17 protein-coding genes are annotated in these 24,839 nt (G+C 44.1%); 10 read left to right on the forward strand and 7 right to left on the reverse strand.

Features of this window, described 5'->3' with window-relative positions; genetic code table 11:
* Positions 1-52: 52 nt before the first annotated feature.
* A complete protein-coding gene (locus NAF19_RS10795) occupies positions 53-277 on the reverse strand; it encodes a hypothetical protein (RefSeq protein ID WP_252790054.1) in 225 nt (74 codons plus the stop codon).
* A 430-nt stretch (positions 278-707) separates the two neighbouring features.
* Between NAF19_RS10795 and NAF19_RS10800 the strand changes: the two genes are divergently transcribed.
* From NAF19_RS10800 to NAF19_RS10815, 4 genes are all read left to right on the forward strand, one after another.
* Positions 708-4,223: a sensor histidine kinase gene (locus tag NAF19_RS10800; protein ID WP_252790055.1), complete on the forward strand. Its 3,516-nt coding sequence runs from the start codon at positions 708-710 to the stop codon at positions 4,221-4,223.
* Positions 4,224-4,823: 600 nt separating this feature from the next.
* Positions 4,824-5,486, forward strand: coding sequence for an RNA polymerase sigma factor (locus tag NAF19_RS10805; RefSeq protein WP_252790056.1), 663 nt, complete (start codon positions 4,824-4,826; stop codon positions 5,484-5,486).
* Entirely contained in the window at positions 5,476-6,240 is a 765-nt protein-coding gene (locus NAF19_RS10810; RefSeq protein ID WP_252790057.1) for a PgaA family protein, read from the forward strand. Before NAF19_RS10805 ends, NAF19_RS10810 begins: the two co-directional genes overlap by 11 nt.
* Before the next feature lie 307 nt (positions 6,241-6,547).
* Complete coding sequence (locus NAF19_RS10815) at positions 6,548-7,288, forward strand: hypothetical protein (protein ID WP_252790058.1); 741 nt, start codon at positions 6,548-6,550, stop codon at positions 7,286-7,288.
* A gap of 22 nt (positions 7,289-7,310) precedes the next feature.
* On the opposite strand, the gene NAF19_RS10820 is transcribed toward NAF19_RS10815, so the two are convergent.
* Entirely contained in the window at positions 7,311-10,010 is a 2,700-nt protein-coding gene (locus tag NAF19_RS10820) for a CHAT domain-containing protein (RefSeq protein WP_252790059.1), read from the reverse strand.
* Positions 10,011-10,161: 151 nt separating this feature from the next.
* Positions 10,162-10,995: a hypothetical protein gene (locus NAF19_RS10825; RefSeq protein ID WP_252790060.1), complete on the reverse strand. Its 834-nt coding sequence runs from the start codon at positions 10,993-10,995 to the stop codon at positions 10,162-10,164.
* 216 nt (positions 10,996-11,211) lie between these two features.
* Here NAF19_RS10825 and NAF19_RS10830 point away from each other — a divergent pair, with 216 nt between their 5' ends.
* Positions 11,212-12,312, forward strand: a complete 1,101-nt coding sequence (locus tag NAF19_RS10830; protein ID WP_252790061.1) for a mechanosensitive ion channel family protein — start codon at positions 11,212-11,214, stop codon at positions 12,310-12,312.
* Between the two features lie 14 nt (positions 12,313-12,326).
* On the opposite strand, the gene NAF19_RS10835 is transcribed toward NAF19_RS10830, so the two are convergent.
* Positions 12,327-15,017 carry a PAS domain-containing protein gene (locus NAF19_RS10835; RefSeq protein ID WP_252790062.1) on the reverse strand — a complete coding sequence of 897 codons (2,691 nt, stop codon included), beginning with the start codon at positions 15,015-15,017 and terminating at the stop codon, positions 12,327-12,329.
* Positions 15,018-15,297: 280 nt separating this feature from the next.
* On the opposite strand from NAF19_RS10835, the gene NAF19_RS10840 reads away from it, so the two are divergent.
* Complete coding sequence (locus NAF19_RS10840) at positions 15,298-16,107, forward strand: SDR family oxidoreductase (RefSeq protein ID WP_252790063.1); 810 nt, start codon at positions 15,298-15,300, stop codon at positions 16,105-16,107.
* 66 nt (positions 16,108-16,173) lie between these two features.
* Here the strand turns inward: NAF19_RS10840 and NAF19_RS10845 are convergent, their stop codons facing one another.
* From NAF19_RS10845 to NAF19_RS10855, 3 genes are read right to left on the reverse strand one after another with little or no spacing between them, the layout of a single operon-like run.
* Positions 16,174-17,079, reverse strand: coding sequence for a prohibitin family protein (locus tag NAF19_RS10845; protein ID WP_252790064.1), 906 nt, complete (start codon positions 17,077-17,079; stop codon positions 16,174-16,176).
* A gap of 10 nt (positions 17,080-17,089) precedes the next feature.
* A complete protein-coding gene (locus NAF19_RS10850) occupies positions 17,090-17,281 on the reverse strand; it encodes a DUF6358 family protein (RefSeq protein ID WP_252790065.1) in 192 nt (63 codons plus the stop codon).
* A gap of 1 nt (position 17,282) precedes the next feature.
* The gene (locus tag NAF19_RS10855; protein ID WP_252790066.1) at positions 17,283-17,597 is read right to left on the reverse strand and encodes a rhodanese-like domain-containing protein; all 315 of its coding nucleotides are present in this window, start codon (positions 17,595-17,597) and stop codon (positions 17,283-17,285) included.
* Between the two features lie 120 nt (positions 17,598-17,717).
* On the opposite strand from NAF19_RS10855, the gene NAF19_RS10860 reads away from it, so the two are divergent.
* The 4 genes from NAF19_RS10860 to NAF19_RS10875 all read left to right on the forward strand — a co-directional run bounded on the left by NAF19_RS10860 (position 17,718) and on the right by NAF19_RS10875 (position 24,767).
* Positions 17,718-18,836, forward strand: coding sequence for a DUF4407 domain-containing protein (locus NAF19_RS10860; protein ID WP_252790067.1), 1,119 nt, complete (start codon positions 17,718-17,720; stop codon positions 18,834-18,836).
* Between the two features lie 323 nt (positions 18,837-19,159).
* On the forward strand, positions 19,160-21,349 hold the full coding sequence (locus NAF19_RS10865) for a right-handed parallel beta-helix repeat-containing protein (protein WP_252790068.1): 2,190 nt from the start codon (positions 19,160-19,162) through the stop codon (positions 21,347-21,349).
* Between the two features lie 214 nt (positions 21,350-21,563).
* Positions 21,564-23,435, forward strand: coding sequence for a M61 family metallopeptidase (locus tag NAF19_RS10870; RefSeq protein WP_252790069.1), 1,872 nt, complete (start codon positions 21,564-21,566; stop codon positions 23,433-23,435).
* Between the two features lie 30 nt (positions 23,436-23,465).
* Positions 23,466-24,767 (forward strand): M20/M25/M40 family metallo-hydrolase, encoded by a 1,302-nt coding sequence (locus NAF19_RS10875; protein WP_252790070.1) that lies wholly within the window; start codon positions 23,466-23,468, stop codon positions 24,765-24,767.
* Positions 24,768-24,839 lie beyond the last annotated feature (72 nt).

The following is a 24,839-nucleotide window of genomic DNA, read 5'->3' on the forward strand; positions in this document are numbered from 1 at the left end:
CGACAATTACCCCGCCATTTCAATGGCCCGGGCTTAACAACTAATAAGTGCATTAAAAACTGTGCTGACCTTTTATAATTTCAATAGCTTCTGTCCGGCTGTATGATTTTGTTTGGCCACTAAGGTGCAACTCGCGTTCCCGCTCTAACTCATCAGTAAAGCTTATTTCATCCCGGCGAATGTCGTCTTCTAAAAGTGTGTAGATAGCTTTTACTTTACTATCATCTGCATCGGCGAGATACGTTATTAATTTTTTCCGGATAGTTGATGTTGTCATCGATGTAAAGCTTCTTATACAAAGAAAACTTTTTTAATGAGTAAATGCAAACGTAGATTCGCTCCTGAATTTAAACGAAAGTCAACCCGCTAGTTCACGCGTCCGACTTACATTTCGTCAAAATTAAAAGCATTGATAATGAGCATGTTTCCCTGCATTCCAAGTGTTCCGCGCGGAAAAATCGAACGCGTTGGCGGCCCCTGGAGCAAAAAAGAAAAGTTGCACGCCACGCTTTTATTTATCAGCCTTATCCCATATTGCCATTTCCCAATTTATTTAATATCTTTCATAAAATAAACTATAATATAATACATACCGCATTTGAACCCTAATAATGCAGTATAAATAAGGCATACATCGCTGAAAAGTTTATTTGTGCGCATCCGGCAATAATAATATCTATAATATATTTTCATGTTAACCAATTTAAATGAAAACATTTTCACTGTTAATTGTGCTGCTATTTTCCGGGGTGATATCATTCGCCCAATCGCAAAAGATCGGTTTCGAGCATTTGAATATGCGCAACGGCCTGCCATCGGAGGCTGTAGGGGACATATTACAGGATGATAAGGGATACATTTGGTTAAGTACACAAAATGGACTGACCCGTTTCGATGGCTTTCGCGCAAAAATATACCAGTTAAAAACAACCAGCGACAAAAACTCGTTCGACAACGTACCCAGCGCAATGTTCCTGGATGGCAAAAAACGGCTTGTTACAGGCACTTATGGCGGAAACATTTTCCGGTATAATGCAAAGCTGGATTCGATGGTACTTGTTAGAACAGGAAAGAACCAAACTGCAAAGGGAGTATACGCCCCCCTAACCTTTAGCGACAAATATGCTAACCTGTGGATATATTATGTTGAAAATGGGGGCATACTTGCGGCAGAACGATATGACCCTTTGACCGGCAAGACCAGGAAATTTGATCCGAAACAGGACAAAAATCATTTGTTACCAACAGGGCTTCAATGTTTCTACCGATTGCCTGGAGGTGACTTTATACTGGGTACAAAAAACGGGTTGTACACTTACGACTATCGTGAAAACAGGTTTGCCGGGCACCTGGTCCAAAAAGACTCCCTTAAACAGTTAGTTGTGCAGCAGGTGTTCCGTGAGCAGCAGGGCGACATGGTGACGTGGTTTTTAGCAAAAACCAAGAAAGATACAACAGTTACCCTTTACGGGTATAATATGCAAACCGGGGCCTTAAAACCCTATGCTACTTTGCCTGGCGCAGTAGTGAACGGCAGTTTACCGGTACCCCTGGATAAAAAAGGACGGCTTGTACTAATGACTGATAAAGGGCTGTTTTTATACGACAAAACATCCCACCAAAAAACAGACTACCCCTATCCGGCTAATGATGCGCTTGTAAAGGACCAGGGAATAAGAGATTTAACTGTTGACAGCGATAATGTTTTTTGGATTGCTACCAGTGCGGGACTACTTAGCCTTGACCCGGCTACCGGTTTGTACCACCGCTACACGGCCAACCAAAGCGACCCCTATGCACTGGGCCATAAACATGTTTTAAAGGTTTTTATAGACAGGGCAGGGGTAAAGTGGGTGGGCATGGATGAATACGGTGTGGACAGGATTGAGACGCTGCACGTGGCCTTTTCGGGCATGAAGAACAATCCGGACCAGCCAAACAGCTACCCCGAAAATGCTACAGACATAGCAGCTAAGGCGGGCGGCGGATATTGGATAGCCAGTCAGGACGGTCTTTTTGAATGGGATGGCATCAAAAACCATTTTACAAAGATTACGCCACCTGGTAAAAACAAAGATGCAGCTACCAGCAATACTATAGTTTTGGCAGACGGAACACTTTGCTACATAGACGAAAAGGGATGGAATATGTACTCTCCAAATGGCAAAATTAAAACTATTGCTAACCCCGGTAACGCGGGCACGAGAGCGATTTATAAAGACCGGCAATCGAACATATGGATGATAACCGACAAAGGGAATTTTAACCGTTTTGATATTATCACCACTAAGTTTGAACAGTACGCGTATGTAAGCCTGTCGGGAAAAAAAATAAAGCCTGACAGCCTTTCGTTTATCAATTCTTCGGAGATTTACCAGGATGGGGCAGGCACGGTATGGCTGTCTAATTCAAAATTTGGCCTGGGCCCGGTTAACGTGGCTAAAAGGCAGGTGCTAGTTTCGCCGGCACTGCAGGGCCGGGTGTTTAGCGACGTTAACAAAATGTATGAGGATAAGGCCGGAAATTTTTGGCTGGGAACGCTCGACAACGGTTTTTGGCTTTTTGACAGGCGCTTGCAAAAGCTGGTAAAACAAATAAAAGACGAACAGGGTATACTGGAGAATCAAATAAGGTCTGTTGCAGAAGACAGAAGCGGCAACTTATGGATAGGCAGCCAAAGGGGGCTTATCAAATTCAACTACAAAACCGGCCGGTTGAAGGGTTATACCGTTGCTGATAATATCCCGCTGGAAGTGCCGGTAAAGCTGGCCACTGAGCCCGGCGGCAGGTTTATCTTTTTGATGTTCAACAGCCTGCTTACCTTCAACCCCGACGATATTAAGATCAACACCGTGCCGCCGCTGGTGCAGATTGAAAGTGTAGTTTACAGTAACCCTAAAAAGGAAAAAAGCGAACACCTGATAAATGCATTTGCGGCTGATACTACCACCCTTGCCTACAACAATAACCAGGTTACTTTTAACTACGTGGCGCTGCATTTTGTAAATCCGGCGAAAAATAAATACGCCTACAGGCTTGACGGCATCGATAACAACTGGATTGAGGCGCGGACGCAGCGCTGGGTAACTTACAATAACCTGGGGCCCGGCACCTATACCTTCCGGGTAAAAGCAGCCAACAGCGATGGCGTGTGGAACAATACCGGGGCCAGCTACACTATAATAATTGAAACAGCCTGGTGGCTACGCTGGTGGGCATGGCTGGGTTACGCGATTATTACTGCAGCGGCAATATCCGGGTTTATAGCCTACAGATCGCGGAGGCTGATAGCCGAAAATAAAATATTGGAGCAAAGGATAGCTAAACGTACCGGGCAGCTTAGCGAAGCTAACGAAGAGCTGCAGGCAAAGCAGGAGGAAATTACTTCGCAACGTGACCAACTGGTGGAAACCGTAAACAAGTTGCAGAGCACACAAACACAGCTCATCCAATCGGAGAAAATGGCCTCGTTGGGCGAGCTTACGGCCGGCATAGCGCACGAGATACAGAACCCGCTGAACTTCGTCAATAATTTTTCGGAGGTAAGCATAGAGTTGTTGGAAGAAATGGAAGCCGACCTGAAAAACGGCGACCAGGAAGATGCCATCAGCATAGCGGCCGACATCAGGCAGAACCTGGAGAAAATAGGCCACCACGGCAAACGCGCCGATGCGATTGTGAAAAACATGTTGCAGCACTCTCGCAACAACAGCGGCGAACGAAGACCTACCAACGTCAATTCGCTTGCAGACGAATACTTGCGCCTGGCCTATCACGGCCTCCGCGCCAAAGACAAAACGTTTAATGCCGACCTGGTAACGAATTTTGCACCCGATCTGCCCGAGGTAAACATCATTGGGCAGGATATTGGCCGTGTTTTGCTGAACTTATATAACAATGCATTTTATGCTGTACAGCAAAAGCAGCTAACAGCCGGCCCGGGTTACAAGCCAAAAGTTGAGATAATTACGGCCCCCCAAACCCCTAAAGGGGTAACTGAAGCAGTAACTATAACTGTACGCGACAACGGTAACGGCATACCCGATGCCATTAAAAACAAAATAATGCAGCCCTTTTTTACCACCAAGCCAACGGGAGATGGTACCGGCTTGGGCCTGTCGTTAAGTTATGATATAGTGGTAAAGGGCCATGGGGGGAATATCGGGGTAATTAGTACAGCGGGCGAAGGAGCGGCGCTTGTGGTGACGTTGCTGGTTGGATAATTTATATTCAAATTATCAGCTACTTGCATATTGTCAAAAATATAATTTTCTGATAATGAGAATGTTTCACAGCGTTCCGGGTGTTCCGCGTGGGAAAATGGAACGCTTTGGAGGGTTTTCGGTTCCCACAAAGGCGGCGCAGGGTCGTCGCTGACAGACCCTGCGGGAACAAAAAAATATTTTATTGCGCTGTTCCGTCCATCGATATAAATTTATCAAAAATTGGAAGCCCTGATAATGAGCATGTTTCACAGCGTTCCGGGTGTTCCGCGTGGGAAAATGGAACGTTTTGGAGGCCTTTAGCAGGAAGTTTTAAGTTGAATCCTTGTCTTTTCTGACTTAGGACTCAAGACTTTCGACTAAAGGCTAACCGTCAATTTTCGAGAAACATAACACTAGTTTCATTTCGACTAAAATTGGAATCCCTGATAATGAGCATGTTTCACAGCGTTCCGGGTGTTCCGCGTGGGAAAATGGCACGCTTTGGAGGCCGATGGGGGGCTGGCCTTTAAATAAATTGCAAATATTAAGCCGCCGGGTTTTAATGAGCATTCTCCGCCCTGGCCGGGTTTTTATGATATTCGAACAAAAAAACCTACATTGGTTACAATTGCCGGTTCGGCATTTACTAATAACCGTAACAGCCATATGAAGAAAGCCGTTGTGAATTTCTCCGATGCGGAGTTAATCGAAACGCTTAGAAATAAACATGCAAACGACGAGGTTATCCGGTTTTTGTACCGGGGCTATTATGGCTTGCTGAGCAATTACATAAGGCAAAACCAAGGTTCAGAACAGGATGCTGAAGACATTTTCCAGGAGGTTGTTGTAGCCTTTATCGAAATAGTGAAGAAGGATAAGTTCCGGGGCGAAGCGGGTGTGAAAACATTCCTGTTTAGTCTTAACCGCTTTACCTGGCTAAATGAACTAAAGAGGCGAAGCAGGGCAAGCGCCCGCGAAGAGAAGTATGATAATGAAAGCGATGCTGATGAAAAGGACGTGAGCCATTTGCTGGTTGAGCGCGAAGCGAAAGGGATGGTAATGGCGATGATGGATAAGCTTGGCGACATCTGCAAAAAAATACTGGTTGCCTATTATTATAATGATTTACCAATGAAAGAAATATTACTGTTGGTTAATTACGAGAATGAACAAGTGCTGCGGAACAAAAAATATAAGTGTATAAAAACCCTGGAACAAATGCTGGCCGCAGACCCCGCATTGGCCCAACGATTTAAAAGTGCATTGGCATATGGACAATAGCGAACAACCCGGAGAAAAAATTGTACAGTACCTTGACGGCGAAATGACCGGGCAGGAACTGCGCAATTTCGAAAGTGAACTTGCCGTCAACCCGGCGCTGCAGGCCGAACTTGATAACCTCGGACTGGCCCATACCGCTGTAATGCATTACGGGTTAAAACAGCAGGTCGCCGCCGTACACCAAACTATGATGGCCGAGTTGCGCAATGAATCTGCAACACAGGGCCGGGGCAAGGTAGTTCCGCTTTTCCGCACTGTATTAAAAATAGCTGCCGCATTGTTTATTGGCGGGCTGTTGTATGGCGCTTACCAATATACCACTACTACCCCTGCTGGTTTTGCAAAGGATAATTACCAGCCCTACACGATTAGTGCCGAACGCGGTGAAACATCAAAATCGACGGTGGAAACTGCGTACATCAATAATGATTATAAAGGCACAATTGCCGCTTTCGAAAAAACAACAACCCCGACTGTGAAAGAACAGTTTTTAGCAGCACAGGCTTATTTGGGCAATCACCAGCCGGCAAAGGCAATCAAAGCGTTTATTGCTGTGTTAGCCAACCAGGGAGCCGCATATAAGGATGATGCTGAATATTATTTGGCAGACGCTTACATCCAAAATGGCCAGCCCTCCAAAGCAAAGCCGTTGCTGGTGAAAATACATAACGATACCGACCATTTGTACCACAGCAAAGTAACCCGCTGGACTTTAGTTAAAGTTGATATCTTGATTTTCAAATCGGGGAATTAGTAATTTTGACTGCTTTAACCAAGCAATTCGGTATGGGTCTTTGCTATTAACAGGTATACTCTATGCCTCTCCGCAGTCCACATCGTATGGACAAGTTTTCCAGCTGCCGCCTGGGGAAACATATCTATTAGTCTAAAAACAACAATTACAGACCATTCATTTCCTGTGCGGGTTACTTGTTCGCCAACCTTTCACTCAGATGCTATTTACCCAAAAAATCCTCGATCAAAAAAATATTAAATAAAATTTCACATCAGTGGTTACAATGTTTTTACCCGCGGCTACTAAAGATAAAAACATAGAAATCATGAAAATTACAAAAATCAAAAACAGCATCACACTAACATTAGCGTTAGCTGCCGTAGTTGGCTTATATAGCTGCAAAAAAGACGGCCTTGCCCCCTCAACTACTTCGGGCGCAAAAATTTCATTTGGCGTATCTGCAGATAAATCGTTTGCCAGTGCCACACCGGGCACAGCGGCTGCAGCAATCACATGGACAGCCGGCGTCGCCAACATCAGCCAGTTTAAATTTGAAGCCGTTAAAGGTGGGGTAAAAACCGAAATTTCCGCACGAGGCCTTACCAATGTTGATTTATTTGCTCTTAACCCTGCCCTTGTCGGTACTGTTATTGATACCGGTACTTACAAACAAATCGAAGTTAAGCTTGAGTTTGTAAAATCTGGCTCGTCGCTGCCGCTATCTGTACAGGGAAGTTTTACTGCTGCAGACGGCACGGTGGTTCCGGTTGAGATTGATGTAAACGAAAGTTTCGAATTAAAAGCCGAGGCCAACAATGTATTTGTTGACAAAACAACCGACCTTAAATCGATAATCAAGCTTCACCTTGATAAGGTACTGGCCGGTATAAGCGTTGCTGATTTAGGAACTGCCACCCAAACATCTGGTAAAATTATTATCAGCAGCACATCAAACAGCGCCATATTTAATAAAATTAAAGCCAATGTTGCCAGCGCAGGCGAAAACGAATTTGAGGGTGAGCATGAGCATGGTGGCGGCCACGGCGGTAATGAGAATGACGGATAGGGATTAGGGTGTTCTATTCATGTTATGACCGGGGCCGCCTTATACGGTCCCGGTTTTTTATTGTTATGGCAATTATAATCCCGGCGCTAAAAATAGCCAGCAACCATATAAGCCAGGCGTAGCTTTGTGCAGGTTTTTCAAAGCCCCCAATCAGCCGCAGGTGAGCCCAGTAGCCGGGTGTTTTTTTTGCCGGCGATATGGCATCATCATCCAAATAATCCAATCGTGCCTGTCGCAGGGCTTCTGTTATAGTATATCCATTTTGCAAATAACTGTGCAGCCTGCCCGAGATATAAGCAGTCGACAAGTCATCCGCCTTCCACATCGAGGTGATGATATTGTCGCAACCTGCATAAGAGAAGGCCCGCGACAGGCTCATCAGGCCCTCGCCCTTTACCAGTTCGCCCACGCCGCTTTCGCAGGCGCTTAGCACCACCAATCGCGTTTTATCAAGTTTTAAATTATAAATTTCGGGCTGGTAAAGCTTGTAGTTAATAGCCGATTGAGTGCCGGGGTAAAATACAATGAAAGAACTATCGGGCTTCCTGTCGTTGGCATAAGCATGGGTAGCCAGGTGTACTAATCCATAATTATGTGCGTCTGTTACAAAAGCCTGCTTGGTTGCCTTCGTTCCAAATAACTCTGTGCCACCAAGCGCTTTTATTTCCTGTGCCGATGCCGGCAATTGCGCCCATTCAGCATTAGCTTTTACATCAAAAGGTGCCATGCCAAGCCTACTGCCAGACGTAGTCGTTATATTACCGCTGCCGTTTTTTAGTATTGCGCACGAATAGTTATAGGCGATGCTATAATTATTAAGCAGGTTTTCGCCCTTATCGTTCGTTAATATTTCAAACGGCAGGTAGTTCAGCTGGTCATCGGGAATGATGACCAGTTGTTTAACGCCATCAAGATAGACCGTCGCGGGTTGCAGCAATTGCCTGTATAAATATTGCGCAGTGGTTTTTAAATGCCGGTTGTTGCCGCCATCGCGCAGTTGGGCTTGCTGGTAAATGGCTGTTATCGAGGCTGGGAAATCCCTGGTAATGGGCGTCAAAAAAAAATCAAAGCTGTTGGCGGTTACCACAAAACAAAGGATGGATTTGTCGCTTGTGTGGTAGGAAAGCACGGCACTATTTTTCGGGATCACTTGCTGCAACGCCTGTATGCTGATGATTTGCCTGCTAAACTTATTGCTGCTTAAACCAGTTTGTGCCTCAATTTTTTGCTGAACTTTAATCAGGCGGATGGCATCGTCGTTAATGCTGGTTTTGAGTTTGATTAGACTAACACTGTCCGTCATCCCCGCTGCTTTTAACGATGTGCGGGTAATATTTTCCTTGAGGCGGCTTTCCTGGGTTAATAAAGCAGCCGGCACCCCGCTGTGAGCTTTTAGTTTCGATTCCTCGAGGTAAATAGATAGTGTGTTGGCTTTGTTTTCCTCGTCGAAAACAAAAGCCTGCTCCATATATTTTCTGTCTTTGGTGAGGCCATACAGTTGCAAACAAATATCGATTGGCTGCAGATGCGAGGCGTATTTTTTATCGCTTATCACCAGCCGGGCCTCGTCGGTTTCGTAAAAGCGGGCAACGTGGTCGGCCAGCTTGTAGAAGGCTGTGTAGGTTTGCAACGCTGCGTCCAGGTTTTTGACGCTGGCACTTTTTTCGTAAAGCATATTAAATGCCGCCGCCTTTGCAAGCAGGGCGTCCATTAGCTCAACAGTATTAAATGCGCTGTTAAAGTCGGCAGGGTTGGTATAAATATCCGGCGTATTAAAATCAAACAATAAATTTTCAAATGCCTGCTGGTAAAAAGTTAGCGCTTTGCCGGGTTCCTGTTTTTGCAGCCAAATATCGCCGGTGTATTTTAGGGTGATGCTATAGTCTGTTCTTTTATGGTTGCCGCTTGTTTTTGTATTTAACGCGGCCGCTTGCATTAGGTAGTTTAGCGCCTGGCCATAATCGTTTTGCATGTAGGAGGACCGGCCGAGGTCGTTATAAAGTTTTACGTTTTGGTAATGCACCTGCTTTAAATAGCCGATGGCTAGCCCGCTTTGCCCCATGGCCAGGTAAACCGAGCCTATATTATGTAGCAGCTTGTCCTTTTCGATATTGTAAGGGAGCAATGTTTTGTAAATAGCCAGCGCTTCTGGGTATCGCTTCAACCTTCTATAGGCCAGGGCAAGGTTGTTTTTATAAGTTACCAGCAACAACTTGTCGGGAGTGGCATGCCCTTGCAGGGTTGACGCCGCCTTTTCGTAGTAGGTAATGCTTTTGTTGTAGTTGCCGGTAGCATAGGCTATTACACCGAGTGTGTTATAAAGTCGTTCAACCTGGTTTACTGCGGGATATTTTTCGGCAATAACCTCGGCTTTCCTATAAAAATATTCGGCGCTGTCCAGCTTGTCAAAACGGTAATTGCTGTTCCCGCAATACACCAATGGTTCAAATAAAACAGAGTCCTTTAATGCTGGTAGTTTGCTTTTTAGATTTAACGCTTTTTTAAATGTGATAATGGCTTCTTTATCCCTGCTTAAAACCTGCAGGTAAACGCCGGTAGTAACATAGGTTTTTAGAAGGAAGGCATTATCGGCTCCCGATTTTTCTAAAATAGCGATGACTTTAAAAAAGTTCCCTAATGCCTCGGCATCTGTTTTATCGGATGGGTGGGCAGTGTTGGAGAGTTTGTCGGCATCGTTATAAAGCTGCTTATAAGCAGGCATTTGTTTTTGGGCGATGCATGGTTGCAGGCAAAATAACAGGCCGAAAAAAATGCAGATCAAATGATACCCAAAACGCATGGATAAATATATTCAAAAAACGGATAGCGTTGTGCCACATTTAACCCATGCTGCGTATCTGTGCGAAATAACTTTACCTGCTTACCACAATTATGCAAGGCGGCCTGGTGCGGGTAGGTTTAGCCTTTGCAAACGCCACCGGTGAGGCAGAAAGAGCCAGCGATGTCATTGGCGCAAGTGCATCGCCATAAACCATGCCTTTGCGGGCGTTCAGCAAATCGGTTAAATACTGCGGAATTTCGGCTGCGGTGCGGTAAAAATAAATCTTCACATCCAAGCCATTAGGAGCTTTGTTACTGCCGTCGTTTATGTGGTATACCAGTTTAACCTCCTGTGTTGCCCCGGTATCAATGCCCTGGTTACGTACAGATTTTGCGAGGTTTATTTTTGCGTTACCGGCGTCGACCACGATACCCGCTTTTCCGCAGCCCCCATTTTCGTCGAATGCAGTTCCGTTCCCTGCATCGGGGATGGCAAGCGTGTTATCGGCATTGTAAACCGGGGTGGCAATGCTGTCGCCAGCGGCAAGGTTGTATATTTTATCGAGGTAATTTATCCCTGAGATAGTTATAAACGAATTTTTAACCGCGCTGCCATCGGCCGGGGTAAAGGTGACTTTATATTTAAGGCCGGTTTCGCTATTGTTCACGTCAATATCGCCGGTAATAGCATCTATTTGCAAACCATCGGGTGTGCTGGTATAACTGCCGGCAGCCGTATTAACGGGGTGAGCCACTATACCCGATACCTGTACGAATAATACTGTGTCGGCATATAACTTAGGTTTATTAACCGGAACCACCTTTACAGGCGGATTTGATTTATCCTTTTTGCAGGAAAACCCAATGCCTATCAACAGGCAAAACAATAAAAACAATAACCGCTGCCGCATTTTAATCTCCCACATATTTAACTCCGCAAGGTACCGAACATCGTTTAATTACAAAATGATTTAAATCACCCCAAAAACCGTGCTTTTTATACTTAGTAGCCGTACAAACATATAATGTAACCTTAATTATAATTTTTTTAAAAATACCTTAATTTACGCCGGCTAACATAAACAGGTTTACAAGCCAACAAATTTAGATACGTTGTGTTGTGTGCTAAGGTGGCTTTATTTATGAAAAATTTTGTTGAAGATTGGTCGGGCCGGTTTAACCCATGGGCCTGGAATTTAATTATTGTGATATCGGCAGTGGTGATTGGCCTCGTGGTGAAGTTTATCATTAAGGCCATCCTCAATTACAATAAAAAGCATACCGACTACTCGCTTTTTTTGAGTGCCGTTAAAAATTTCAGCAGGCCCATGAACCACTTTGTGCCGCTTTTTATGCTGAATTTGATGGAGCCGCTGATGATTTTATCGCCCCGGTACGACCTTATTTTAACCCGTACCGTGGAAATGGCACTTATTGTCTCGTTCGCTGTTGTGCTGATGAGCGCAATGAATGTTTTTGAGGACTATATTTATCATACCTTCGATTTAAACAAAGAAGACAACCTTAAAGAGCGAAAAATTCGCACCCAGATACAGTTTATCCGCAAGGTGCTGGGCACGCTCATCGTATTTATAACCATCGCCATTATACTGCTCAGTTTTGATAACGTACGCAAAATTGGCGCCGGCTTGCTTACCGGCGTAGGTATCGGCGGCATTATTATCGGCTTTGCAGCACAAAAGTCGCTGGGCAATTTGCTGGCCGGTTTCCAGATTGCCTTTACACAGCCCATCCGCATTGATGATGTTTTGGTTGTTGAGGGCGAGTGGGGCCGGGTTGAGGATATCACCCTTACTTACGTGGTGCTTAAGATTTGGGATCAGCGCCGTTTGATTTTACCCATCAACTATTTTATCGAAAAACCCTTCCAAAACTGGACCCGCACTTCGTCAGAAATATTGGGGACTGTTTTTTTGTACCTGGATTATAACACGCCTGTTGATGCCCTGCGTGTAGAGTTTGAACGCCTGTTAGCCACCACCGAATTATGGGACAAGCGCGTGCACGGCATACAGGTAACCGATGCGAAAGTTAACTGTATTGAGCTAAGGGTTTTGGTAAGCGCTCACAACTCGTCTAACGCTTTTGATTTGCGCTGCTATATTCGCGAGCAGTTAATTAAATTCATAAAGGACAATCACCCCGAAAGCCTGCCGCTTAACCGCTTGGTAATGAATGACGATGGGTTAAGACAAACAGCAATACCTCCTGCAAATACCTAACGCCTTTGCTATTATTACTCCGCCTTCAAATCAATATGTTCGGTTTTTTTCGATATGTCCCTTATAATATCGTCCAACTCATACGCACAGGTTAACAGGTGTTCTAAAAGCTGGTTTTCCTCCTCATCGTGATGAGGGAAATCCTTTATCAAATCGGCAAGGCCTATAATTTTTGTGAGCGGAGCCCTTACCACGTGCGATTGCATCCAAGCTATCTCCCGTAGCTTTTCGTTTTGTTTTTCAACGGCGGTGATGTAATTCAACCGCTCAGTTATATCCCTTATTACCCCAATCATCCTGATGCCGCTACCCCTGGCATCCCGTATAATATAGCCGGTGCCCTCAACGTACGCATACTCGCCATCCGCTTTCATAAAGCGATATTCGACGCTCCAATTGCCTTGCGTAGCATCTTGCAAAGTGTCCTGTAAACTTTTCTGCGTTTCAATTTTATCGTCGGGGTGCACTTGCTGCAACCAGTTATCGTAGGTGTAGTGTTCCCTGCTATCGAAGCCAAAAAGCCTGAAAAAGCCATTGCCCCATTTTACTGTGCCGGTAAGAATGTTCCAGTCGAAAATTGCATCATTGGTTGCTTTGTTTACATACTCAAAACGCTCATTACTTATTTTCAAGGCTTTTTGTGCATTTTTAAGATCGGTAATATCCAGCCCGATACATTGCACCTCAACAGTTTCTCCTTTTGAATTGGTGAGGCCAATAAAGTGCCAAAGCGTTGGTTTTATCCCTCCGTCTTGCTGTAGTTTGTCAATTTCTACCTGGTATACCCTGTTTGGGTTTTTAATGCATTTATCCATAATGTCCCTCACCAAGTGGTGGTGATAAGGCTGCACGGTCAAAATGGCATCGGTATCGGTAAGTTTTTTATCTTTTAAAATCCAGTCAAAATCCTCAATGTACTTTTTATTAAAATAAGTGTACTTTCCATCCAGCGCAATACGGATAACATAATTGGTTTGCGAATCGGCAAGAGTTCTTAGGCGTTCTTCGCTGGCCTGCAGTTCTTCGCGGGTAGTTTTACTTTCCGTAATGTCAAGGCAGGCGCCTATCATTTCAAGCGGCACGCCGTTATCGTCGCACTTTAATTTACCCCACGATTTTAAGTGGCGCATCTCGCCGTTTGGCCGTATTATACGTTCTTCAAATTCAACGTCGTTTTTGGTTTGGAGCACACTAGCAATGGTATCATATACCCGTTGCCTGTCATCAGGATGAAGCATTTCCTGGTATCCCTCAAACGTTGCTTTAAAATTGGTTTTGTTTAAACCGTAAATGGCATACAGGCTGTCTGACCAGCTTACCACGTTATTCTGAACATCCCAGTGCCAATTGCCGAAATGCGCCAGTTCCTGGCTCTGCTTCATCAACAAACTGGTTTCGGCTATTATTCCGGCTTTTTCCCTGTTCTCCAGTATAATTTTCAGGATAGCAGTAACCCGTTCAATAACCTTCAGTTCTTCCTCATTCGGCTTTTTGGGCTCGTTATAATACATGCCTAATGTTGCCATAACTTTACGCTCCGAATTAATAATTGGATACGACCAGCAGGCCCGCAAATCATGGGCAAGGGCCAGTTCCTGGTAGTCCACCCAGCGCGGGTCGTTTGCAATATCACTTACTATTACTTTTTTTCCCAGGTAAGCCGCAGTGCCGCATGAGCCTACATTTTCATTTATAGGAAGATTCTCTATCGCTTCGATATATGGTGCCGGCAACGATGGCGATGCCCAATTATGCAACCGGTTGTTTTTTACTTGCAGTATCGAACAAAGCATCTGCGGGAACAGTGCTTCAATTCCCCTAAGGTAGTACGCCAATATCTCCTGTATGGGTGCTGTGTTTTTTGAATTCAGCTCCAAAACGTTTTTCTCTAAATTTTCGAGACTGCTGAGGCGCTTGCTTGCGGTTATGTCCAGCATCAATCCCCGCAGCCATTTTTGTTTAGTGCCTTCTTTTATTACCGAAACAATGTCTTTTATCCAAACGGTGCCGCCATCCGCTTTCATCATCCGGTATTCAAACGAATAGCTTTTTGTTGCGCGCGACTTTATGTTGTAATAATTTAACACTTCTTCACTGTCGCCGGGGTGAATATGGTTTTCCCAAAAGCGGGGCTGCACCAGCCATTCCTCAGGCGAAAAACCAAGGATTTGTTTTGCATGGTCGCTTACAAAGGTAAATAGCAACGTCTCGGCATCCGCCTCCCAAACTATCCCTTCAATAGTTTGCAGCAGCGAATAAAATTGGTTGCGCGACTCCGTTAAGGATTGCTCTGACTTTTTGCGTGCGTTAATGTCGTGAGTTAAATCGGTAATGGAGCGAACAATAAATATTACTTTGTTATTGTCGTTTACAATAGGGATATGATCTATCTCCCAATACCTTGTCTCCCTATCCCGGCCATCATTACCGGGTATCTCATATTTCCGGAGCGGAATTTTATCAGGTTTATTCAGGGCTATTACTTTTTCAAGCGACTCCGTCCATCCGGGTATCTCATAATACCTGTTGCTGTAAAAAACCTCGAAAAACCCTTTGCCTATGCACTCTTCGCGTGTAAACTCTTTTAATTTCAGATAGGCATCGTTTACATCAACTATTGAAAATTGAGGGGCATCCGGAAGCAATATCATTACCGGGGATGGCAAGGATTTAAATATTTCTTTCAGATATTTTTCATTTATCATACATCTATCAGGTTCAGGCAACAGCGGGGTAAAACAATCAATCTTAAACTATTCATATCGGCATCAGCTAAGTTAAAATAGGGTTACTAAAAATACACATAATTAGTTGATTGATAATATCTCCGGAGGTATATTTTAAAAAGTTATATTTTGACCAATACACGCGGGCAAGTCATTTTAAAAAACAATTTTTCTACTTCCTTATTAATTTGCATTTTTACGCCTCCCGGTGCGTTTCCCGGATGTTAAACTAAAAATCAACACATCAAGTAATAATAAAATGGGTAAAGTAATTTTGGTAACCGGCGCTTCGTCCGGCATAGGTTTGGCTTGTGCAACTGCTTTACAGGCAAAGGGACATACAGTTTATGGTTCATCGCGCGATTTAAAACGCATGAAATCAGTCTCATTTAAACCCATTGAGCTTGATGTTACCGATGACGCATCGGTAAACGCCGCCATCGATAAAATCATTAAGGCCGAAGGCCATATTGACGTGTTGGTAAATAACGCAGGCAACGGCGTTACCGGTCCGGCCTACGCCATGCCTGTTGACAGCGCAAAAAAACAGTTTGAAGTTAACTTTTTTGGTGTAGTGCGCGTGAGCAGTGCGGTATTACCACATATGATTGCTATAAAAAGTGGCTTGATTGTAAACATCAGTTCATTAGCCGGCTTATTCGGCTTGCCATACCAGAGCATGTACAGCGCATCAAAATATGCTATCGAGGGTTACTCGCAAAGCCTGCGGATGGAATTACGCAATACAGGCGTTAAAGTAACGCTAATTAACCCCGGTGATTTTAAATCCGACTTTACCCAAAACCGCGAAAAAGTGCCTTTCCCGATAAAAAACGAAATGCTGGAAAAGGAATATAATACTGCCGTTGCTGCAATGGAGAAAGATGAGAGCATCGGCGCTAACCCCGAAGTTATCGGCAAAAAGCTTTGCCAGATAGTTGATTCATCAAGCCCGGCTCACCGTTACCTGGTAGGTGCATTTGGTCAGACCATCGCCCCGACGTTGAAAAGCATATTGCCAGGTGGTTTGTTCGAGAAGTTGATGAACGACCATTACGGTATAAAGTAAAATATGGAGTAAGATTTGACAACTTTCAAAAAGTTGTCAAATCTGCTTTAATCAATTCCTGCTTCACTATTTATCACTCAACATTATCGGGTTACCACCTTTACCACCTATAAAAATGATCTTGGTATTTGGCGACAATGCAATATCCCTTTGCGCTAAAATAGATTGATATTGAAGTTGTTTGTCGGTTAATCCCGTTGCCAATATTTTTTGGTAATCAGCTATACCTTGTGCTTCCACGCGTTTACGGTCGGCTTCCTGGCGCTCCTTTTGTAGCACAAACTGCATTTTCTGGGCTTCCTGTTCAGCTTGTATTTTTGACTCGATACTTGCCCTAACAGTTGCAGGCAGCGTAATGTTACGCACCAATATTTGCTGAATCGATAAGCCGTTTTTGGCAAAATTGTCGGTGATGGATTTGTTGATTTTAAACTGGAACTCTTCGCGCTTGGTTGAGTAAAGATCCACAGCTACATAATTTACCGCGTTATCACGTATAGAAGTTCGGGTAACCGGGCGAACAATCTTATCCTCGTAATTAACGCCGATATTTTGATAAATGTACGGCGCTTTCGAAGGAATAACTTTGTACAAAACAGAAAGGTCGATGGTAACTTCCAAACCGTCGGACGATAAAACCCGGATGGCATCATCGCCCTGGATAGCGCCTTCGCCGGTTTTGGCGCTCATGGTATAATTTTCAGTCTGGATGCTGAACGTTGTAACATCAACAAATGGGTTAATAACGTGCAGGCCGCTTTCTAAAATGCCATCCTGCACCTTGCCAAACAGCGTTTGTACGCCAACTTTGCCGGGATCGATTATTTTAACCGACGATAAAAGAATTCCAATTAAAATAACCAAAACCGCCACTTTATTAATAGTACCGGCAAAGCGGTTGCCTGGTTCAGGGCCGCGTTTAAGCACTATGCCCACAACGAGCATAATGACACCTAGAATTGCAATAAGCATAATTGAGGAGCTATGGGTTTTTTTGAGCCTTTTTTACTTCTTTTAAAAGCCGAACCTTAAGCACTATAAAGATAGCAATAATTGCTGCTGCGGGTAATAAATAAATGTAGTGCTTGTCGGATATACCATAGTTATAGCCGGCAATTAAGCATATAAATATGCACACGTTGTACAGCGTATTTAAAAATAACTTGCCTGCCATGTTAGTATACGTTGATAGTAGGGTCAATTTGGTCGGCCCAGGCTAAAATGCCGCCCTGCAGGTTATAAAGGTTAGTAAAACCCTGCTGCTCCAGCTGCATAATGGCAGCTGCACTGCGTTTACCGCTGCGGCACATTACTACTACGGGTTTATCTTTAGCGATTTTTTCACTCTCGATTAAAACGCCGCCCAATGGAATCGACAATCCGCCGAGGTTGCTCATTTCGTATTCAAAATCTTCCCGCACATCAATCAGTTGAAAATCTTCGCCTTTATCTTTTTTGTCTTTTAGTTCCTGTACGCTAATTTCTTTCATGTTTTTGATAATTGTAATGGCCAAAGGTAATTGTTATACTTCAAATATTTAGGTCTGCAATTTGTAACATTCAAGGTGTTACGGCGTTTCATATATGTTTGCAAACAGATAATACTATTGATGAAGAAAGTTACGCGTTTTTTCTGGTTTTGTTCCGGAGCACATATAGGCACATTAAAAAAATACCCCCTCGAGCATAATAAATACGTAGGCATAGGCGCCACTATATTTTTTACCGCATTATTTGCCTCTCTATCAGGCGGATATGCCATGTATTTTGTTTTCGCCGGCAACCCGGCCGCCTGGATTTTCGCTATTTTATTTGGCCTGATATGGGGTACTGCTATTTTTAATCTCGACAGGTACATTGTATCCAGTATCGATAAAACAGGTACCACTAACCAGCAGATATTGCAGGCATCGCCCCGTATTTTATTGGCAATAATGATAGGAATTGTAATATCGCGGCCGCTTGAACTGAAAATATTCGACAAGGAAATCCGCCAGAAATTAAAAACGGCTTACCTTAAAGGCCAGCACCGTAAAATAGATACGCTTACCAAAACCTACAATGACAAGTATGCCATGGAAATGCGTAAAAACAACGAACTGAAAAGGGAAAAGGATTCCCTTGAAAGCGATATCACCCAATCCCGCCAGCAGCTTAACCAGGAAGTTTTCGGTGAGAAAAATGACCAGACATCTGGCATCGTTGGCTATGGCACCTATGCCAAAGGCAAACAAGCCGTATTGCAGGAAAAGGAAGATCGCCTGAAAACGGTGATGGAAAACCAGGGAAAAATGGAAGATTACCTGAGCCGGCGCAAAGATTATGAAGGGGTAAACGACACCCGCCTGTTTAACGAGCATCAGCTGGACAGCCTTTCGAATGTGGCTGGCTTTAGCGACCGCAACTGGGCATTGGGCCAACTATCATACAACGAAAACGGGACAAGGGATTTAGACACTTATTTGGCCGAATCATTCATTAGCTGGTTGTTTATTTTGTTTGAATGTTTGCCGGTGTTTGTGAAGCTGATGTCGCCGCGCGGAGCTTATGATGTGGCTGTTTCAAAAATCAATGAGGCGGACGAGTATTATGCCGAAAGGGACAAAGAACGACATATACGGGTGATAGACGAAGTTTATGACCACCGTTTGGAGCGGGATGTTGATAAGGAGAAAAAGATTATTTCGGCACAGTCTGACTATGATGTTGAGCGGCATAGTTACGATTGATTTAGGTTGTAAGAGTTGTAATTGTTAGGGCTGTGCTTACACAAAGCGTTCCATTTTTATACGCGGAACACATGGAACGCAATGAAACATGTTGATTATCAGATGTTTCATTTTTTGAATAAATTTAGAAAAAACTAAGTGGCCGAAAATTAAGCAGCCAGTCCTTATATCGGACTCACGTTAAATTCAGGAAAATCTCCGAGGCCCAACCGGCCGCAATTCATCAGCGCAGGTCGCAGGCCTGCGGTCAAAAGGCGTAAGATGATATTTACTCAATATGTTTATTAGATAGATAACCTTAAATTGCAGGATATTTTTTCGCCATGAAGCCCTTTAAAAATATCCTTTTTTTTCTTTTTTTGTTGATTTGCGTTTCCACAATCCAACAGGCGTACGCACAAACCAAAGCCATCGCGCTTTATAAAGGAATTGTTATTAAACATTCCGTAACTATTAAAAAACAACTTTATCATTTTGAAGGCGCTGATTCTTTATCGGTGGCACCAATTATTATCGAGGGTAATAATATAATTATTGATTTTAACGGGGCCATTGTAGAGGGCAGTACTGATATTGAAACCCCGGATAAATTTAAAGGAACCGGTATCATTATAAAAAGCGGCAAAAACATCACTATAAAAAACCTGATTGTAAAAGGCTATAAGGTTGGTTTAATGGCGAAAGGGATAAATTATTTGCATATCAAAGTCAGCGACTTCAGTTATAATTACCGCCAACACCTTAATAGTACCCGCGACCGCGAAGACCTGGCCGACTGGCAGAGCTACCATCACAACGAAGATGACGAATGGCTGCGTTACGGCGCGGGGATCTATCTGCGCGATTGCAATCATTTTGATCTTAGATATTCAAAAATCACCAATGGGCAGTGCGGGTTAATGCTAACGAGCTGCAATGATGGTGTGATTTTAGAGAATAATCTTTCGTTCAACTCTGGCCTGGGCATAGGAATGTACCGCAGCAGCCGGAATTTGATAAACCAAAATAATATCGACTGGAACGTACGCGGCTATAGCGATGGCGTTTATTACCGCGGACAAGATTCGGCCGGTATCCTTGTTTTTGAACAGTGCAACAACAATTTAATCATCAGAAATACAGTAACCCACTCGGGTGATGGCTTTTTTCTTTGGGCCGGGCAATCAACTATGGATACTGGCTTGGGCGGCTGCAATGATAATGTTTTGTATGAAAATGATTTCTCCTATGCCCCCACAAACGGAGTTGAACTTACATTTAGCCGTAACCGTGTAATAAAGAACATTATTCATGATTGCTGGCATGGAGTGTGGGGCGGCTTCAGTTATAATTCAATTATTGCAGATAACAGCTTTGCAGGTAATATGTCGGCCATTGCCATTGAACATGGAATGAAGGATACTATCGCTCAAAATCATTTTAAAGATGATAAAGTCGCGATTGAATTATGGTCGAACCCTAAAATGGCAAAAAGCTACGGATATGTTCAAAAACGGGATACAAGGAGCGTGAATTACCTGGTGAGCGATAACACATTTACCAATGTCAAAAAGGTTTTAAATATTCATCATACAGATAGCTTAGCAATAGTCAACAATAAATTATCAGAAAGTAATATACCTGAAAAGCTTGACTCAACCGTTACCCATATCACGCTTGAAAAAAACACAGGTAGCACGGAGCCAAAACATATTGATTATGATAGGCATATTGATCAGATAAAGTCGCCAAAGCAATTGCCCGAAAGTTATCCCCGTGGCCGCAAATACATCATGATGAACGACTGGGGCCCATACAACTTCAGCTACCCCATAGCCTGGTGGCAAAAAACAGACAGCACCGGCGTGATGCACTTTGACATGATGGGGCCGCAGGGAGATTGGGAAATAGTAAAAATGAAAGGCGTGTCGCAGCCATCAAAAATGGCAGGTAAATTTTCGGACAATTTCGCCGTTAAAAAGGACACTTCGGCAACGACTGATATCGACATTGAATTTACATATATAGGCAGCGCCGTAACCTCTCCTTTCGGATTAAAATATCCACCGGGTTACCCATATACTTTCCATTATCGCGAGTTTAACGCGTCCACCCAATGGCAAATGCAGTGGTTTGCGTTTGATGATAGCAACGAACCCCTAAAACACGAAGCTGAATTTAAAAAGCTGATTGTAGGCAACTCGGTAAAGACATCGACAGGTAAGCTACTGGCCGACGTATTTGGTAAAAACTTCGGCAAAAACATCGCCAGGCAAAAAATAGCAACCGTTTCAACAACCGAAATTAATGTACCCGCCGCAAGTTACCGGTTAGGCATAAGCGCATCAGAATTGGTTAAATTATACGTTGACGGCAAACTGGTTATTAAAAACTGGGACCCGGCCAAATTAAAGAACGACGAGGATAATCATAAAGACGCCATTATTAAATTAAGCGGCAAACACACCATCCGTGTTGAGCAGGCGCAATACAGCGATTATGGGATGTTGAATTTCAGATTGGAGAAGATGTGATTCGTTTTTCGCTGTTAGGGCTTATTGCATAAGCCGTAACGAACAATTCCTGTCTGCATATTGGCGAGGGCTTATGCAATAAGCCCCTACGATATTGATTTCCGTCTTTCGGACTTTACTGACTTTCCCGACTTTCGGACTTCCTCACTTCTCTCAACTTTATTACATAACTTTTTCCCATATAAATAGTAATTTCATCGCTTTAACTGACTGTATGAAAAAACTGTTTTTAATACTGGCTGCCGGCTTTATGGCAGCCGAAGCTATGGCCCAGCAACCTGTCCGGCCTATATTTTATTCCGTATCGTTTCCTAACGCGGCCCACCATGAGGCAGAGATTGTGATGTTTGTACCACAGGCTCCCGATGGCAGGTTTAATGTGAGGATGAGCCGCTCATCTGCCGGGCGTTATGCCACGCACGAGTTTGGCAAAAACGTTTACAATGTTAAGGCCACCGACGGCAAAGGCAAGGAACTGCCGATAAAACAAATTGAGGGCGATGTTTACGAGATTGGCTCCCATCCCGAAACTGTAAAGATTACCTACACCCTTTTTGCAAACCATACCGATGGCACCTACGCCGGCATCGACCCAAGCCACGCACACCTGAATATGCCAGCGGCTTTTATGTGGATACCCGGCCAGGAGAAACGCCCCATCCAGTTCCAGTTTAACGATTTGGATAAATACAACTGGAAAGTGGCCACGCAGCTAAAACACGAAAACGCCAATGTATACAGCGCCCCTGATATGCAATACATGATGGACAGCCCAACAGAACTGTCCGACTATAAAATAAACAGCTGGGATGTTAAAAACACGGATGGCAAAACCGAGAAGATAAACCTTACTATCCACGCAGATGATAGCCAGGCGGTTGTTGACAATTTTGCTACCATGGTGCAGAAGATGGTGCTTGAAGAGAAAGCCGTTTTTGGCGAGTTGCCCGCTTATGACTATGGCGAGTACACATTTTTAGACGATATTCACCCTACTGTATCAGGCGATGGGATGGAGCACCGCAACTCCACTTGTATAGTACAGCCAGCAGATAAGCTTGCGGGTAACGAAGTTGCGCTGCTGGGCACATTTTCGCACGAGTATTTCCACAGCTGGAATGTAAAACGCATCCGGCCAAAATCGCTGGAACCATTTAATTTTGAGCATGCCAACATGAGCAGCGAGCTTTGGTTCGCCGAAGGCTTCACCCAATATTATGGCGAATTGTTGCTGGTGCGTTCAGGATTCCAAAAAATTGACCAGTACACGGGTACTATTGCCGGGCTGGTCAATGCCGTACTAAATAAACCAGCTTCAAAATTGTATACTGCGGCGCAAATGAGCCGATATTCAGTTTTTGCTGATGCTGGTGTTTCTATCGACCCAAATAACAATAACAACGTTTTTACCAGCTACTACGTTTACGGCGGGGCCATTGCATTAGCACTGGATTTACGTTTACGCAGCGACTTTAACCTGACGCTGGATGATTATATGCGCACCGTTTGGTTAAACCGCGGCAAGGTGATGAAACCCTATACCATCCCCGATTTACAGGCCGACCTGGCACAGGTAACAAAGAACCCAAAGTTTGCCGCTGATTTTTTTGGCAAATACATCAACGGGCTTGATAAAAACGACTATGAAGGGTTATTAGCCAAAGCAGGTTTAGTATTGCGTAAAATGGAGGCCGGAAAAGCATGGGCGGGACCGTTGTCTATAGCACAAAATCGCGGTCGCTCGGGTGTTGCACGCACAGCGGGAACTGTTGGTCTGCCACTACAGGCGAGTACTGTACAGGGCACACCTGTTTACAAAGCAGGGCTTGATGCGGGCGATATCATTTTAAAGGCTGATGGCAAAGACGTAACCGATGCAAAATCATTTACCGATATTGTGGCGACAAAAATTATCGGCGATAAGCTGGTGGTTAATTACAAAGACCGCACGGGCGAGCACGAAACAACCATAATATTAGAAGAAAACCCAACCCTTGAAGTGGTTACAAACGAGAAGGCTGGAAAAGAATTAACAAAAGAACAGGAAACTTTCCGTAACAACTGGCTATCATCAAAGGTCAAATAAAAAATTAAACTTAAAACTAACCACTCATCAATGAAAAAAGTAACGGCAGCATTAGCCCTACTGGCAGTATCCTTCTATAGCTACGGCCAGGACGTAAATAAATTAATTAACCAAAACGAGGTTGAACAAGTTATCAAAACCTTATCGGCCGATGACATGCAGGGCCGCGCAACGTTTACCCCCGGGATTGAGAAAGCTGCACAGTACATAGAAGGACAGTACAAGCAGGCAGGCCTGGTGCCTTTAACAGGTAACACAAGCTTCCGCCAAAATTTTACCCAAACGCGGGTTACCGCACTTAAAACCCTGGCAAATATCAACGGTAAAATGATACCACTGGATAGTGTTTTTACAAGTTCAAGTGCGACGTCATTTAGCTGGACCAACAACAGCGATGTGCAGATAGTTAAACTGAGCGCCGACAAAAACTTTCGGAACGAATACATGGGCTATGCCCAAAGCGGCAAAAAAATGCTGATTTTGGTTGACCCGCAATTCACTTCGATCTTTCAAAACCTAAGAAACCGGACGCTGAAAGGCGGTATCAACAATCAGCCTAACGACGCGCAACAGTTGGTATTTGTGCTGGGCAGCCATGATGATATTAAATCTTTCGATGTAAACTATACCGGTAAAGCAGAAAAACTGCCCCTATTTAACATAGTAGGAATGATCCCGGGCAAAACAAAGCCTGATGAGTCGGTTGTATTTTCGGGTCATTACGACCATTTGGGGATTATTAAACCCGTAAAAGGCGACAGCATTGCCAACGGTGCCGACGATGACGCATCGGGCACCACGGCTGTGATCACCCTCGCTAAGTATTACAAAAAGCTAAATAATAATGCACGTACATTAATTTTTGCTGCATTTACCGCCGAGGAAATTGGTGAGTTTGGCTCACAGTATTTTGCAACAACCGTCGACCCTGATAAAGTGGTCGCTATGTTTAATATCGAGATGATTGGCAAGGCATCTAAATTCGGCGAAAATTCGGCTTTTATTACCGGCTTTGAACGGTCGGATTTTGGCACCATCCTGCAAAAAAACCTGGAGGGCACGGCCTTTAAGTTTTACCCGGATCCCTACCCGGCGCAAAACCTGTTTTACCGTAGCGACAATGCCTCCCTTGCAGCAGTCGGCGTACCGGCACACACTATATCAACCGACCAGATTGATATAGATAAGCTTTACCACACCGTTGGCGACGAGTTTAGCACATTGGATGTAGCAAATATAACGTCAACCATCAGGGCAATAGCTTTGAGTTCGCGTGGCATAGTATCCGGTGCAGATACGCCTAAAAGGGTACCTAAACTGGAAAAAAAATAATGAACAAACGTAGAGACACAATACTTGTGTCTCTTAAACGAAAATATTAATTGGCACAAGCGAGACGCCCCG

The sequence above is a fragment of the Mucilaginibacter flavidus genome, from assembly GCF_024055575.1.
Classification (GTDB): Bacteria; Bacteroidota; Bacteroidia; order Sphingobacteriales; family Sphingobacteriaceae; genus Mucilaginibacter; species Mucilaginibacter flavidus.

Bases quoted from the DNA above. Each gene is read 5' to 3' on its own strand.
- NAF19_RS10795 (WP_252790054.1), bottom strand. From the start codon at position 277: ATGACAACATCAACTATCCGGAAAAAATTAATAACGTATCTCGCCGAT.
- NAF19_RS10800 (WP_252790055.1), top strand. From the start codon at position 708: ATGAAAACATTTTCACTGTTAATTGTGCTGCTATTTTCCGGGGTGATA.
- NAF19_RS10810 (WP_252790057.1), top strand. From the start codon at position 5,476: ATGGACAATAGCGAACAACCCGGAGAAAAAATTGTACAGTACCTTGAC.
- NAF19_RS10815 (WP_252790058.1), top strand. From the start codon at position 6,548: ATGAAAATTACAAAAATCAAAAACAGCATCACACTAACATTAGCGTTA.
- NAF19_RS10820 (WP_252790059.1), bottom strand. From the start codon at position 10,010: ATGCCTGCTTATAAGCAGCTTTATAACGATGCCGACAAACTCTCCAAC.
- NAF19_RS10825 (WP_252790060.1), bottom strand. From the start codon at position 10,995: ATGTGGGAGATTAAAATGCGGCAGCGGTTATTGTTTTTATTGTTTTGC.
- NAF19_RS10830 (WP_252790061.1), top strand. From the start codon at position 11,212: ATGAAAAATTTTGTTGAAGATTGGTCGGGCCGGTTTAACCCATGGGCC.
- NAF19_RS10835 (WP_252790062.1), bottom strand. From the start codon at position 15,017: ATGATAAATGAAAAATATCTGAAAGAAATATTTAAATCCTTGCCATCC.
- NAF19_RS10840 (WP_252790063.1), top strand. From the start codon at position 15,298: ATGGGTAAAGTAATTTTGGTAACCGGCGCTTCGTCCGGCATAGGTTTG.
- NAF19_RS10845 (WP_252790064.1), bottom strand. From the start codon at position 17,079: ATGCTTATTGCAATTCTAGGTGTCATTATGCTCGTTGTGGGCATAGTG.
- NAF19_RS10850 (WP_252790065.1), bottom strand. From the start codon at position 17,281: ATGGCAGGCAAGTTATTTTTAAATACGCTGTACAACGTGTGCATATTT.
- NAF19_RS10855 (WP_252790066.1), bottom strand. From the start codon at position 17,597: ATGAAAGAAATTAGCGTACAGGAACTAAAAGACAAAAAAGATAAAGGC.
- NAF19_RS10860 (WP_252790067.1), top strand. From the start codon at position 17,718: ATGAAGAAAGTTACGCGTTTTTTCTGGTTTTGTTCCGGAGCACATATA.
- NAF19_RS10865 (WP_252790068.1), top strand. From the start codon at position 19,160: ATGAAGCCCTTTAAAAATATCCTTTTTTTTCTTTTTTTGTTGATTTGC.
- NAF19_RS10870 (WP_252790069.1), top strand. From the start codon at position 21,564: ATGAAAAAACTGTTTTTAATACTGGCTGCCGGCTTTATGGCAGCCGAA.
- NAF19_RS10875 (WP_252790070.1), top strand. From the start codon at position 23,466: ATGAAAAAAGTAACGGCAGCATTAGCCCTACTGGCAGTATCCTTCTAT.